Raw genomic sequence first — 13,511 nt, 5'->3', positions numbered from 1 at the left:
AAGCCAACTGCAAGCGAAGGTTTTGAGATGTGGCGTGAAATAAAAGGCACCAACTGGTGCCTTTTTGAGCCAATGACTTAACTGTGAGCTGCTTTGCCATCTACTGCGCGCGCGATCTCCAATGGATTTTCTGCTTTTAACGAATCGGGCAGTAAGCTTTCTGGTAACGCTTGATAAGCCACCGGACGTAGCCAGCGGTGAATGGCTTCTGCACCAACAGAAGTCGAAGCCGAATGGGTCGATGCGGGATAAGGGCCGCCATGCACCATGGCATAACTGACTTCTACGCCTGTCGGCCAGCCATTAAATACCAATCGTCCGGCAATCTCTTCCAAACGAGGGATGAGCTGCGATACTTGTGGGTAATCTTCTTCAATTGCATGAATTGTCGCGGTTAGCGATCCTGCCAGCGTTTCACTGAGCGAAAGCATATCTGCCACATCTTCACAAACGACGATCAACGATTGTGGACCAAAAATCTCTTCTTCCCACGCAGGATGTTTGCGCCAGTTTTCACTGCTCGTAACAAAGAGAGCCGATGCAACGCTAGGAGATTCCGCTTGAGAAAAAGTGACGTCAATTCCGTCGTCAGAGCCTCGGCTGATGACCTGTGATTGGTAACTATCACGGATTCCGGGAGTAAGTAGAGTGGAAGGAGACTGTTGTCGAATAAGGGCTTGCGCGGTTTCAATAAACGCTTGTGTTTCCGGTGTATTCAGCGCAAACACTACGCCAGGTTTGGTACAAAATTGCCCACAGCCCATGGTCATTGAGGCAACAAATTGATCCGCTAAATCTGCTTTGGCTCTCATTGCAGAAGGGAAAATAAACGTCGGGTTAATCGCACCAAGTTCACCATAAAACGGGATTGGCTCTGGTCGCTGCTGCGCTAGGTTGAACAGGGCGCGTCCACCGCCAACCGATCCAGTAAAGCCCACCGCTTTTATTTCAGGATGGCTGACTAGAGCTTGTCCTAAAGCACGCTGATTTCCTTGCAGCAAGGTGAAAATCGCTTGTGGTAACTGCTCTTGTTTCAGCGCTTGCTCGATACACTCTGCAACGATTTGGCTTGTACCTGGGTGCGCAGTATGACCTTTTACAATCACCGGGCAACCTGCTGCGAGGGCAGAAGCCGTATCTCCACCAGCAGCAGAGAAAGCCAACGGGAAGTTGGATGCACCAAATACCGCGACAGGACCAAGTGCAATTTGTTGGCGACGAATATCTGGCTTAGGTAACGGAGCACGAGTTGGATCTGGCGTATCAAGAATGACTTGGTGATAACTGCCAGAATTGACTACGTCAGCGAATAAGCGAAGTTGATTCGCCGTACGAGCGATTTCTCCTGTCAGGCGTACTTCGGGAAGCGCCGTTTCTAAATGGGCACGGACGATAATGTCATCACTTCTTGCCTCTAATTCACTAGCAATCGTGCGAAGCAGGCTAGCACGCTTGCTGTTACTTAAGCGACGAAAATCACGCGCGACTTTTGCAGCTGCAGCTGCGGCTTGATTGACCTCAACTTCCGTGTGAACAGGAAATGCAGGGGGAAGCGTTTCACCGGTAAAGGCGTTTGTAGCGTAAAAAACGTTGTCGGTTTGCGGGTTCATTGTGATTCCTTACTGTCCTTATTTCACTTCAAATCCATACGCGTATGGGTCTTCGTCATCCACCCAAATGGTGTTGTGTCCATACACTTGCGCCCAACCTTCGATGCTAGGCAGAATAGCTGCTCGCCCGTTCACTTCAGTGACGCCTTCAATACGTCCGTTAAACAGGCTGCCGATAATACTTTCGTGGACAAAGTCCTCACCTTGTTTGAGTTTGCCTTTGGCATGCCACTGCGCCATACGGGCACTGGTGCCTGTGCCGCAAGGGGAGCGGTCGAGGGCTTTGTCGCCATAAAACACCGCGTTGCGAGCGGTTGCGTTTTCATGAGTAGGGCTACCTGTCCAAAGTACGTGAGAGACGCCACACACGGTTGGATCGTCTGGATGCACACATTCCACCGCTTTTGAAACGGCTTCACGAACTCGGGGGGAGAGCATCAAAATTTCATCAGGCGAGTAGTGCTCAAGACCGGCATAGTTGGTTTGTGGGTCGACAATCACGTAGTAGTTGCCTCCATAAGAAACATCGACAGTGATTTCTCCGAGTCCTTCTACTTCAACGGTGACATCTTGGTGAGCAAGGTAAGCAGGAACGTTAAAGATCTTAACTGACGTGACATTGTCACATTTTATTTGATAATGCACTTCGATTTGTCCAGCAGGGACGTCAAGGATCAAACGACCTTCTTCCTTTGGTGTGATCAGCCGATTCTCAATTGCTGTGGTGACGGTACCTATTGTGCCGTGCCCACACATTGGTAAGCAGCCGCTGGTTTCGATAAACAAAATCGAGGCATCAGCATTGTCACTACAAGGCGGTAAAACAACGGAACCTGACATCATGGAGTGACCACGAGGTTCAAACATCAATGCCTGACGAATCCAATCATAGTGTTCCAAGAAATATTGGCGCTTCTCACTCATGGTATTGCCCTTAAGCGGAGGAACACCGCCAGCCACTAAACGGACTGGATTGCCACAGGTGTGGGCATCGATACAGAAAAAGGTTCCTTGTCTCATTTTTCGCTCCTTGCTGAAAAAATGGGTTGAATCGAACGGGCTTAATGTTATCGTGATGTAAAATATATTGTATACAATCTGCTTTTTCAAATGTGACTTGGAGCATATTCATGTTGGTCAAGGAAGAAACTGGAAATCAAAATATAGCGATAGTAGGCGCGGGGATCATCGGCTTGGCAATTGGCTTAAAATTGCAACAACAAGGGCATCAGGTGACGCTATTCGACCCAAATGGCGTGGGAAATGGTTGCTCGAAAGGGAACGCAGGACACATCGCAACTGAGCAAGTTTTTCCACTCGCAACACCGGGTCTTATTCCTCAGTTACCTAAGATGCTATTGAACCCCAAAAGTCCGGTTTCTATCCGATGGCAAGATCTCCCTTCCACCATGGGTTGGATGCTTCGGTTCTTATCAAAAGCCAAACCATCGTCGACAGAGCCTTCGACCAACGCCATCAAAAGTCTCAATTCAAGAGCAGTGAAAAGCTGGCAACAGCTGCTCGATTCCATTGAGAAAAAAGACCTGATCAAAATGGATGGCTCGTTATTGACCTTTGAAAGTGAACGGCTGTTCAAACGTTATCAAAGTACGCTGAAAGAGTTAGAAAAACACGGCGTGAAGTATCAAGTTTGGACGCAGAAAACCATTCGTGAAAAGCTTCCAGAAATCAGTCGCCAGATTCGCCATGGTGTGTTTTTTCCTGAAACGGGACATACGTTAGACCCTTATTTCATCTGCGTTGAGCTCTATGATGCATTTGAGAAGCAGGGTGGGACCATTGTTAATAAAACGATTGATGCTCTAAGTCAGTCGGGACAAGTATCGGTGGAATCAAGTCAATATTCATTCGACCGTATTATTGTTGCTGCCGGGGTTCATTCCAAGCCATTAGTAAAGCAATTAACTGGTATTTCTGTGCCTATTCAAGCTGAGCGAGGGTATCACTTGATGATGGATGATAAACGGCAAGCGTTGCCGTTTCCGATCAGCTCTGCCGACCGAAAATTCATCATGACGCCGATGGCGAGTGGGCTGCGTTTAGCGGGGACAGTGGAGTATGCGCATGTAGAATCTCCCCCGAATATGAAGCGTGCAGAGATGCTGTATCAGCAAGGCGATGCGATGTTCGAAGGTGGATTAAATCCACTAAAGCAACAAGAAAAGTGGATGGGAAATAGACCTTCAACAGTGGATTCGTTACCTGTGATTGACCAGATTTGTGAAGGAAAAGTGCTGCTGGCATTTGGGCATCAGCATCTTGGATTAACCCAAGCTGCAATCACCGCCGATCTCATTTTGGAGCTTGTTGAAGGCAAAAAAACATCGATTGAACTTTCACCATTTACGCTCAAGCGATTCGCTTAAAAAATTTTAAGATTAAATATTGTATAAAATATATTTAATGCTAATGTTAACGAAAATTTAACAACAAGGTGTCCAGCAGTCGTATCCGGATACCTCCAGAAAACGACCAAAGGAGTAAAACATGTCACGAATGACGAAAGCACCACTGGCGATGTTGATTTCAGGAATGCTGTTGGGGACCTCTGCATACGCAGAAGAGAAATTAACGATTGTGTCTTGGGGCGGTGCGTTTACCAAGAGCCAAGTTGAGGCATACCACAAACCTTTTATCAAAAAGACGGGCGTTGAGATTGTCTCAGAAGACTTCAGTGGTGGTTTAGCCGAAATCAAAGCGCAAGTAGAAGCCAATAACGTGCGCTGGGATCTGGTATCACTAGACAAGCCAGACATTGTACGCGGCTGTGCAGAAGGGCTGTTGGAGCCTGTTAATCCAAGTATTTTGCCGCCGGGTGCGGATGGCACGCCAGCAGAACAAGATTTCATTGAAGGGGCGATTCACGAATGCGCAATCAACTCGATTGTGGTTTCGACCGTACTTGCCGTAAATGAAGAGGCATTTAAAGGTAAAGCCGCACCAAGCAAGTTGACCGACCTTTTTGATTTGAACACCTTTCCTGGTCGACGTGCGCTGCAAAAGCAACCTCAAGGCAATTTAGAGTGGGCACTGCTGGCGGATGGTGTGAAGCCTGAAGAGGTTTATGCCTTGCTAGAGACAGAACAAGGGCGTGAGCGAGCATTTGCCAAGCTCGATACCATCAAATCACAAGTGTTGTGGTGGACCACAGGTGCTCAACCACCACAAATGCTCGCCGACAAAGAAGTGGTAATAGCCTCGGCATTTAACGGTCGTATCCATAATGCCAGACAAGATGAAGGTCAGCCATTTCGCATTATTTGGGACCACCAAATGGGATATATGAACGGCTGGGCGATTCCAAAAGGCAGTGCGCACACCAAGTTAGCGCTCGATTTCATCGCTTTTTCGTCGGGTACCAAGCCTTTAGCTGACCAAGCAAAATACGTTGCCTATGGTCCAACACGCAAGTCGTCATCGGCGCAAGTAAGTCCTGATATTTTGGCAAACCTGCCTACCGCACCGCAGAACTTTAAAACAGCCTTTTTGATTGATGACGAGTGGTGGTCGGATTATGCCGATGAACTCAATGAAGAGTTTAACACTTGGCTGCTTAATTAGGCGTTAACTAAGCGCAAACTCAGTTGAGTGTTACCTCTGAAGGGGCGGGCTTGATAACCAAAAGTTCCGCCTCTGACGTTCCCCCTTATTTACTTTGGAGAAACCATGAACGTTATCGATGCGCAGCAAGTTGCCAAGTGTTTGAGCATGAAGTCATTGATTGAAACCATGCGAGAAACTTATGCCCAGCCTGCCGCTATTCCCCAAAGAAGAGTGATGCCTTTGGAAGAAGGTAACTATGAAGCATTTGCTTTGCTACCCGCATGGAACCAAGACTTAATCGCGGTCAAAGCTTTTACCTATTTTCCGCAAAACCCAGCAGATGGCAAAGATACGCTGGCTTCCAAAATCTTGGTGTTCAAAAGAGAAGACGGTCAACCTGTCGCATTGGTCGATGGAAAAGTGCTGACCTTCTGGCGTACAGCGGCGGTGTCTGCGTTAGCTGCGGATTACCTAGCGCGTAAAAACGCTTCTCGGTTGCTGATATGCGGAACTGGTAATTTGGCACCATATTTTGCGTGGGCGTATGCCGCAGTCCGACCGCTTAAACAGGTTTATATTTGGGGACGAAGCTTGGACAAAGCGAAGGCTACCGTCGATCGCATTGTCTCTTCGCCAGAGTATCAATCCTTGCCAATCGAACGTCAGTTTGCGGTGTCGGTGGTTGAGAGCGTTGATGAGACTCTTGAACACGTTGATATTATTAGTTGTGTGACCGCTTCCGCTACACCACTGTTTGATGGTGCAAAGGTTCTACCCGGTACGCATATCGACTTAGTGGGCAATCACGATTCGGATAAACGAGAGTGTGACTCGACAGTTGTGCAGCGCGCACAGGTGTATGTCGATAGCCGCATTAATGTGTTAGCGGAAGCAGGGGATTTACTGATCCCAATCCAAGAGGGCGTGTTTAACGCCGAGCAGATTAAAGGAGAGTTGCCACAGCTTTGCGCCAAAGAAGTGAGAGGGCGTCAGAGTGATGAGGCGATCACCTTATACAAATCGGTGGGCAGTGCCTTAGCCGATTTAGCCGCAGTACAAGCGGTATTGAAAGAAAGCGGCATCAGCCTAGTTTGAGCATTTTCGCTCGCCTTCTAAAATTGCATACAATATACATATAGGGAAGAAAGTTAATGAAAGTAGAATGGAAAGGTGTCTATCCAGCGGTCAGTACTCAGTTTCGTCACGATCAGTCAATTGATTTAGATGCAACACAAACCGTTATCGATAACCAAATTAAGGATGGCGTCAACGGCATCATCTGTTTGGGTACAGTAGGAGAAAACTGCGCCTTGTATCCAGAAGAAAAACGTCAGGTATTGCAGGCAGCACAAGAAGTGGTCAATGGTCGTGTACCTTTGATTGCTGGTACGGCAGAGTCCATTACCACTGCAGCGATTGACTATATGCAAGACGCTCAAAAAATCGGTATTGATGGCTGTATGGTGATGCCTGCAATGGTGTACCGCACGTCAGAAAGCGAGACCTTTGATTACTACCGCACTTTGGCGCAAGCAACGCCAGAAATGCCAATCATGATTTACAACAACCCAGTTTCTTACGGTGTGGATGTCAGTCTCGACATCATGGCGAAACTGGCTGAATTTGAAAGCATTGTGGCGGTGAAAGAGTCCACCACGGATACGCGCCGCATTACAGAGCTCTACAACCAATTTGACGATCGCTTTACCGTGTTCAGCGGCGTTGATGACATTGCGCTTGAATCACTGATGCTAGGTGCAACAGGCTGGATCTCCGGCTTAACCAACGCATTCCCTGAAGAGTCAGTAGCGATTTACAAGTTGGCAAGTCAAGGTCGTTACGCAGAAGCGTTAGAGATTTACCGTTGGTTCCTACCATTGCTGCGTTTAGACACCATCCCAACTTTGGTTCAGTGCATCAAGCTGGCGGAGCAAGTGTGTGGACGCGGCTCTGAGCAAGTTCGTGCCCCTCGTCAAATCTTGCAAGGCGCAGAGCGTGAACAGGTGATTCAATTGGTCGAGCATGCGCTTGCTACTCGTTTAGACCTAACTAAATACAATTTATAACCAAGCTGCTTAGCAGGGCGTTAACTGACGCTCTGCTTATTCTTGATGTTCAAAAAAGTGAGAGGAGGGAAGCCATGAATTCGGCGAACAAGGACTATGTCAGCTTTCAACACGTTAAGAAAACCTACGATGGCACCAACTTGGTTGTAAAAGATTTTAACTTAGATATTGCTCCTGGTGAGTTTGTCACCATGCTTGGACCTTCCGGTTCGGGCAAAACCACGTGCTTAATGATGCTGGCAGGGTTTGAAACTGCCACTGGCGGCGAAATTTATATTGATGGCGTGCAGGTGAATAACCTTGCTCCGCACAAGCGAGACATCGGCATGGTATTTCAAAACTACGCGCTCTTTCCCCATATGACCATTGCTGAAAACCTTGCCTTTCCGTTAAAGGTACGCAAGCTCGACAGTGAAACCATCGAGAGTAAAGTGCAAAGCGCATTAGACATGGTGGAACTAGGGCACGTTGCCAGTCGTTACCCTAAACAGTTATCCGGAGGTCAGCAACAGCGCGTTGCACTCGCAAGAGCCTTAGTGTTCGAGCCAAAACTTGTGTTGATGGATGAGCCGTTGGGGGCGTTGGATAAGCAACTTCGCGAGCAAATGCAGATGGAAATAAAGCATCTTCACGAAAAGCTCGGCATCACCATTTTGTACGTGACGCACGATCAAGATGAAGCGCTGACGATGTCTGATCGGATTGCGGTATTTAACCATGGCGAAGTGCAACAATTGGCGCCGCCAACTGAGTTGTACGAATCGCCAAGTAATGCGTTTGTGGCGCAGTTTATTGGTGAGAACAATCAACTTACCGGTATTGTAAACACGTTAGATGATGCTCGCTGCCAAGTGCAGGTCGGGAAAGCGGCATTCAATGCGAAACCCGTAAGAGTCAAAGAGCGAGGGCAGAGCACCACGCTTTCGATTCGACCGGAAAAAATTATCCTGCAGTCTGATGGCGATCAGTGTGATAACCAAGTTTCCGGTATCTTGCGTGAGCTGATTTACCATGGTGACCATTATCGTTTAGTGGTTGACGTTGATACGGTGGGTAAACTCGTCGTCAAAGTACCAAATGACAATCGCACCCATCTCTCACTTACTCCGGGCGCACAATGTCGCATCGGCTGGCAAAGTGAAGATTGTCACGCCCTTGATTGCTCACAACCTCAATCTCAACCGCAAACGGAATGCAATGAGGAGGCAGCATGAGTCGAGAGCTAACCTCGTTGGACTCGGTATTGGAAATCGAGCGCCAAGTTCATGAGCAAGAACACGATCTCAAAGCTCAGCTGCAAAAAGCAGAACGGAGAAAAACCATCCGTTCGATCATGCTTACTGTGCCCTTGGTGTGTTTCATTTTACTCACCTTTGCATTTCCTATCTTAGAAATGCTGTATCGTAGTGTCGACAATCGAGCCATACCTCAAGCATTGCCAGAAACAATTCAAGCGCTGGAAAGCTGGGACTATCGAGGTCAGCCGCACCCAGAAGTGATCACTGCGTTTTCTCATGAGCTATTGGGTTTGTATCAAAGCAAAACGCTGCCAAAAATCGCCAATCGCATGAATATTGAAGTTTCCGGAATGCGCAGCTTAATGATGAAAACCGGAAGAAAGCTATCTCGCCTTGAGTCATTGCCAGCATCGATGACAGAGTTATCCAAGCTCGATAAACGCTGGACAGAAACCAAGTATTGGGCGGCGTTTAAGAACCTCAGTGGTGCCATTACATTGAGCCACTATTTAGCGGCATTAGACATGCAAGTGAATGAGTTTGGTGAAATTGAAGCACAACCAGAAAAACGCCAGATCTACGTCGACCTTTTCTTTAAAACCTTTTGGATGTCGGTCTTAATCACGTTCATTTGCTTGGTAATGGCATACCCAGTAGCGTACTTGTTAGCAAACTTACCAGATAAGCGCGCAAACCTATTGTTGATCGTTGTTCTTCTACCATTTTGGACTTCGCTACTTGTCCGGACCACGTCTTGGATTGTGTTGTTGCAAAACCAAGGTGTCATTAATGACTTACTGATTTGGTCTGGCTTAACGTCGGAACGGATTCAAATGATCCACAATACGTTTGGCACCGTGGTATCGATGGTTCACATCCTTTTGCCGTTTATGATTTTACCGCTCTACAGCGTGATGAAGGGCATTAGTCCGACTTACTTCCGCGCGGCTCGTTCACTCGGTGCCACGCCTTTAGTCGCGTTTACCAAAGTTTATGTGCCGCTGACGCTACCCGGTATTGGTGCTGGCGCGCTGTTGACCTTCATCCTTTCCATCGGTTTTTACATCACACCAGCATTGGTGGGTGGACGAAGCGGGCAGATGATTTCCAACATGATTGCTTATCACATGCAAACCTCGTTGAACTGGGGCATGGCAGGGGCTTTAGGCGGTCTATTGCTGTTTGTGGTGTTAACGCTATTTTATGTGTTCAACCGCGTCGTGGGCATTAATAATATCAAGGTAGGAGGGTAATCATGGGTTTGCCGAATTATGCATCCAAAGGCGAGAGAGTTGCCTACGCTGGGTATTTAGTTTTTTGCGGCTTAGTGCTGTTTTTCCTTATTGCACCGATTTTAACCATCATTCCTCTGTCGTTTAATGCCACACCTTATTTTACCTTTACTGAGGGCATGCTGAATCTTGATCCCGAGGCGTATTCAGTGCGTTGGTACCACGAGATGTTCACTAACGAGCAGTGGTTGTTAGCGCTCAAAAACAGCACCTTCATTGCTTTGATGGCGACTTTGATTGCCACAGCGCTTGGCACATTAGCTGCACTAGGGTTAGCCAGCAGTAATTTGCCGTTTCGCAATGCCATCATGGCGCTACTGATCTCGCCAATGATTGTTCCGGTGATCATTTCGGCGGCAGCAATGTATTTCTTCTATACGCGCTTAGGACTTTCCCAGACTTACATCGGCATCATTTTGGCTCACGCTGCACTTGGTACACCGTTTGTGGTGATCACGGTAACGGCAACACTGAGTGGTTTTGACCACAGCTTAGTTAAAGCCGCTGCTAGCCTTGGAGCTAATCCGGTGTATACCTTCAGACATGTGACGTTTCCTCTAATACGTCCGGGTATGATCTCCGGTGGCTTGTTTGCTTTCGGTACTTCGTTTGATGAAGTGGTGGTCGCGCTGTTCTTAACAGGGGCGGAGCAAAAAACCGTACCAAGGCAAATGTGGTCTGGCATTCGCGAGCAAATCAGTCCGACCATACTCGCCGTCGCGACACTGTTGATTTTTATGTCGGTGTGTCTGCTCGTCACGTTAGAAATACTGCGCAGACGAAACGTGCGCATCCGTGGCATTCAAGAATAAATCTGGTTGAAGCAACAAGCCATTTTGCGGTTACCCTGAGCTTTCTCTGCAAAGAATTACTCACTTTTTTGACCGAATGCGCCTCGTTGTGGGCGCTTTTTTCGTTGAATACTGACGCTTTGCTCAGTTATGAGAGCTCGTACTTTCAAACCGGACTTTTGTCCTGAAACTTTGTCCTGCTTCCTCATTATGATTGCGCCATCAGAACGAACGAGGAAAACATTATGACTGCTCATATCGCAGGTTCTGCAGAAGATTTTGCTTCAACTGTTATCATGCCGGGCGATCCGCTACGCGCGAAATACATCGCGGAAACCTACCTAGATGACGCCAAACTGGTTACGGACATTCGTAATATGCTGGGCTACACCGGTTATTACAAAGGTCAGCGCATTTCAGTGATGGGGCACGGCATGGGCATTCCATCAATGGTGCTTTACGGTCACGAGCTGATTAATGACTTTGGTGTGAAACGCATCATCCGAATTGGCAGCATCGGCGCGACGCAAAAAGACGTTCACATGCGTGACGTTATCCTAGCCCAAGCGGCAGGCACAGATTCACCGACGAATGCTAAGCGCAGCAGTGGCTACCATATGGCAACGTCTGCAACGTTTGAACTGCTGCACAACGCTTACATGTCTGCGAAAGAGAAGGGCATTGATGTCAAAGTAGGTAACATCTTCACAGGCGATCTTTACTACGATCCGGATGAAGATATGATCCCAGCCCTAGAGCGCTTTGGCGTGCTTGGTGTGGATATGGAAGTGGCGGGCTTGTACGGCTTAGCACACCAATTCGGCATTGAATCGCTGGCGATTTTGACCGTGTCTGATCACTGCATTACTGGCGAAGAAACCACTGCAGAAGAGCGTCAGCTTTCTTTCAACAATATGATTGAAATTGCGCTAGAAACTGCGATTAAAGCTTAACCCTACAATTAAGTTTTCTTTGAGAGCTGGCTCGCTGGCTCTCTAATACTAAGAACATCTATCTCATGAGCCTTTGGAGTGAATTATGAAAAATAAAATAACACTCACCGCAATTAGCTTTCTCGCCAATTTCATCATGGCGGGTTTTGCGACCCAATTTGGTATGTTGGTTGAACCGCTTGCCAACACCTTTGATGCGAACGTTAACGAAGTCGCATCGATTTTCTCGCTGTTAAACGGCGGCGCACTTGCCGGTACGATCGCGGCTTTCTTTTTGATTGAAAAAGTCGGCATTAAACGCATGACCGTATTGTGTTACGGCGCGATTGCCGCAGCGGCACTGAGTCTGTACGTCGCGCCTTCTCTGTTTATCGTGATGCTCGGCATGACTGTGATTGGCTTCTGTGGCGGTGTTGGTCTTTGTATCGCGGGTACTATCGTGGTATCGGTGTGGAAAGACAAAATTCAAAGCACCATGCTGGTGGTACAAGACGCGACCTTTAACATTGCAGGCGTCGTCTTCCCATTGATCACCACTTATGCACTGACGAACGCAATGAATTGGAGCATCAGTTACCTAAGCGTGGGCGTTGTGGCGTTAGCAACCATGTTCGTTGCTTTGCTGACTAACTTTAACCAATGTGGTGGTGAAAGCGGCGCTGAGCAAGAAGCAAAATCTGAATGGAACTTCGGCATCATCAGCGGTGGCGTAGGTTTGTTCCTAGGTATGCTTGCGTTGTACACCTTCCTAACTTGGGCGCCAATGTTCGTGAAAGAGAAGTTTGATATCCCATTTGAGCAAGCGGGCAACATCATCACTCAATACTGGTCTGCGGCTCTGGTTGGCGCATTAGTTTCTACCGTGATTGTTTCACGTATGAAGATTCAAACTTTCTTACTGACCATCATCTCTGTTGCTATGGTGATCACCAGCGTTATCGTTACTACGGATAAACTAGAATGGCTCTCATACCTGACTTATGGTTACGGCTTTGCTTGTGCAGCGCTTTACAATGCTTTCATCGCTTATGGAGTATCGTTTGTGCGCAATGCAACTAGTAAAAACGTGTCTTACATCTTAATCAGCGGCAGTGCGGGCGCGATGTTCAGCCCAGCTATCAGTTCGGTAATGGAAAGCGTGGTTGGTCTGCAAACCGTGATGTACGCTATCCCAGTTATTTACGCAGTGGTCGTCGCAATGCTGGTGGTTTCAATGAAGTTTAAGACAGTAGAGCAAACGCAAATCGCTTAATTAAAGCGAGCGAATTAAAAAGGTCTGCATTGTGCAGACCTTTTCTCATTGACAAGTGAAGAACTCAGCTATTCTTCGACAAAATTACGCAGTCCGTCCAAGTCGAGAATACGTAATCCTTTCTTTTCTTTGGCGATAAAGCCTTTGTTCTCAAGCTCTTTTACTGCGCGACGATACACACGGTCTGAGGTGGCAAATCGTTCCGCTTCCAAATAGTTCTTTTGGAAACCATCCACTGGAAGATCATTTAAATACTGATGATAGATGTCGTATGCCACGTTATAGGTGATTGGGTAGAGTAATCGGCGAGAAAGAATCTCCACCGTATCTTGGTAATCAATCGCGATGGCGCTGGCAAAGTAAAGCGAAAGTCGAGGTTGTTCTAACAGACATTTTTGCAGCTTTTGCGCGTCAATAATCGCAACTTCAACCGGTTCTACCGGAACGATGTCCATTTGGCAGCGATAGCCAGTAAAGAACTCCATTTCACCAAAGACTTGTTGTTCACACTCAAGCGTGCCAAGCAGAAACGTTTTGCCGTTTCTTGCGGTAACGCCCATAGAGATGCGCCCTGAATCGACCAGATATAAGTTTTCGACATGCTCACCTTGGGTAAGGAGCTTTTCGTTTTCATCAAAAATTCGGCGCGTACAGATGCAATCTCGGATCGTTTTTTCGATGAGATGTTTATCTTCACTCCATTGCGCTTCAAAGCGTCCTTTACCTAGGGTTTGTAACTGCATCG

General features: G+C 47.5%; 12 protein-coding genes. 9 read left to right on the top strand and 3 right to left on the bottom strand.

The genetic code is table 11. The features are described 5' to 3' along the window. Positions 1–77: 77 nt before the first annotated feature. Both J4N44_RS09035 and J4N44_RS09030 read right to left on the bottom strand, forming a co-directional pair. Positions 78–1,610 carry an aldehyde dehydrogenase (NADP(+)) gene (locus J4N44_RS09035; protein WP_252044285.1) on the bottom strand — a complete coding sequence of 511 codons (1,533 nt, stop codon included), beginning with the start codon at positions 1,608–1,610 and terminating at the stop codon, positions 78–80. 18 nt (positions 1,611–1,628) lie between these two features. Beyond that, the gene (locus J4N44_RS09030) at positions 1,629–2,630 is read right to left on the bottom strand and encodes a 4-hydroxyproline epimerase (RefSeq protein ID WP_252044282.1); all 1,002 of its coding nucleotides are present in this window, start codon (positions 2,628–2,630) and stop codon (positions 1,629–1,631) included. Between the two features lie 110 nt (positions 2,631–2,740). Here J4N44_RS09030 and J4N44_RS09025 point away from each other — a divergent pair, with 110 nt between their 5' ends. The 9 genes from J4N44_RS09025 (at position 2,741) to tsgA (ending at position 12,766) form a co-directional block, all read left to right on the top strand. Next, complete coding sequence (locus J4N44_RS09025) at positions 2,741–3,997, top strand: NAD(P)/FAD-dependent oxidoreductase (RefSeq protein ID WP_252044281.1); 1,257 nt, start codon at positions 2,741–2,743, stop codon at positions 3,995–3,997. A 121-nt stretch (positions 3,998–4,118) separates the two neighbouring features. Continuing rightward, on the top strand, positions 4,119–5,192 hold the full coding sequence (locus J4N44_RS09020; RefSeq protein WP_252044278.1) for a polyamine ABC transporter substrate-binding protein: 1,074 nt from the start codon (positions 4,119–4,121) through the stop codon (positions 5,190–5,192). A 105-nt stretch (positions 5,193–5,297) separates the two neighbouring features. Next, positions 5,298–6,269 carry a bifunctional Delta(1)-pyrroline-2-carboxylate/Delta(1)-piperideine-2-carboxylate reductase gene (gene lhpI, locus J4N44_RS09015; protein ID WP_252044276.1) on the top strand — a complete coding sequence of 324 codons (972 nt, stop codon included), beginning with the start codon at positions 5,298–5,300 and terminating at the stop codon, positions 6,267–6,269. Positions 6,270–6,325: 56 nt separating this feature from the next. After that, complete coding sequence (locus J4N44_RS09010) at positions 6,326–7,240, top strand: dihydrodipicolinate synthase family protein (protein ID WP_252044274.1); 915 nt, start codon at positions 6,326–6,328, stop codon at positions 7,238–7,240. 74 nt (positions 7,241–7,314) lie between these two features. Beyond that, positions 7,315–8,454, top strand: coding sequence for an ABC transporter ATP-binding protein (locus J4N44_RS09005; protein WP_252044272.1), 1,140 nt, complete (start codon positions 7,315–7,317; stop codon positions 8,452–8,454). Beyond that, positions 8,451–9,731: an ABC transporter permease gene (locus J4N44_RS09000; protein ID WP_252044270.1), complete on the top strand. Its 1,281-nt coding sequence runs from the start codon at positions 8,451–8,453 to the stop codon at positions 9,729–9,731. Before J4N44_RS09005 ends, J4N44_RS09000 begins: the two co-directional genes overlap by 4 nt. 2 nt (positions 9,732–9,733) lie before the next feature. Next, positions 9,734–10,582 (top strand): ABC transporter permease, encoded by an 849-nt coding sequence (locus tag J4N44_RS08995; protein WP_017190291.1) that lies wholly within the window; start codon positions 9,734–9,736, stop codon positions 10,580–10,582. 221 nt (positions 10,583–10,803) lie between these two features. Next, the gene (gene deoD, locus J4N44_RS08990) at positions 10,804–11,514 is read left to right on the top strand and encodes a purine-nucleoside phosphorylase (protein ID WP_370445480.1); all 711 of its coding nucleotides are present in this window, start codon (positions 10,804–10,806) and stop codon (positions 11,512–11,514) included. Between the two features lie 85 nt (positions 11,515–11,599). Then, entirely contained in the window at positions 11,600–12,766 is a 1,167-nt protein-coding gene (tsgA, locus tag J4N44_RS08985) for an MFS transporter TsgA (RefSeq protein ID WP_045412485.1), read from the top strand. A 68-nt stretch (positions 12,767–12,834) separates the two neighbouring features. Here the strand turns inward: tsgA and J4N44_RS08980 are convergent, their stop codons facing one another. Beyond that, positions 12,835–13,509 (bottom strand): Crp/Fnr family transcriptional regulator, encoded by a 675-nt coding sequence (locus J4N44_RS08980; RefSeq protein ID WP_005439924.1) that lies wholly within the window; start codon positions 13,507–13,509, stop codon positions 12,835–12,837. Positions 13,510–13,511: the final 2 nt, after the last annotated feature.

Source organism: Vibrio sp. SCSIO 43155 (assembly GCF_023716605.1).
Taxonomy (GTDB): Bacteria; Pseudomonadota; Gammaproteobacteria; order Enterobacterales; family Vibrionaceae; genus Vibrio; species Vibrio harveyi.
This window is presented reverse-complemented; position numbering and strand designations above follow the sequence as displayed.

Coding starts and splice junctions, on each gene's coding strand:
- J4N44_RS09020 (WP_252044278.1), top strand. CDS start 4,119: ATGTCACGAATGACGAAAGCACCACTGGCGATGTTGATTTCAGGAATG.
- J4N44_RS09030 (WP_252044282.1), bottom strand. CDS start 2,630: ATGAGACAAGGAACCTTTTTCTGTATCGATGCCCACACCTGTGGCAAT.
- J4N44_RS09005 (WP_252044272.1), top strand. CDS start 7,315: ATGAATTCGGCGAACAAGGACTATGTCAGCTTTCAACACGTTAAGAAA.
- lhpI (WP_252044276.1), top strand. CDS start 5,298: ATGAACGTTATCGATGCGCAGCAAGTTGCCAAGTGTTTGAGCATGAAG.
- J4N44_RS08980 (WP_005439924.1), bottom strand. CDS start 13,509: ATGCAGTTACAAACCCTAGGTAAAGGACGCTTTGAAGCGCAATGGAGT.
- J4N44_RS09035 (WP_252044285.1), bottom strand. CDS start 1,610: ATGAACCCGCAAACCGACAACGTTTTTTACGCTACAAACGCCTTTACC.
- J4N44_RS08995 (WP_017190291.1), top strand. CDS start 9,734: ATGGGTTTGCCGAATTATGCATCCAAAGGCGAGAGAGTTGCCTACGCT.
- J4N44_RS09025 (WP_252044281.1), top strand. CDS start 2,741: ATGTTGGTCAAGGAAGAAACTGGAAATCAAAATATAGCGATAGTAGGC.
- J4N44_RS09010 (WP_252044274.1), top strand. CDS start 6,326: ATGAAAGTAGAATGGAAAGGTGTCTATCCAGCGGTCAGTACTCAGTTT.
- tsgA (WP_045412485.1), top strand. CDS start 11,600: ATGAAAAATAAAATAACACTCACCGCAATTAGCTTTCTCGCCAATTTC.
- J4N44_RS09000 (WP_252044270.1), top strand. CDS start 8,451: ATGAGTCGAGAGCTAACCTCGTTGGACTCGGTATTGGAAATCGAGCGC.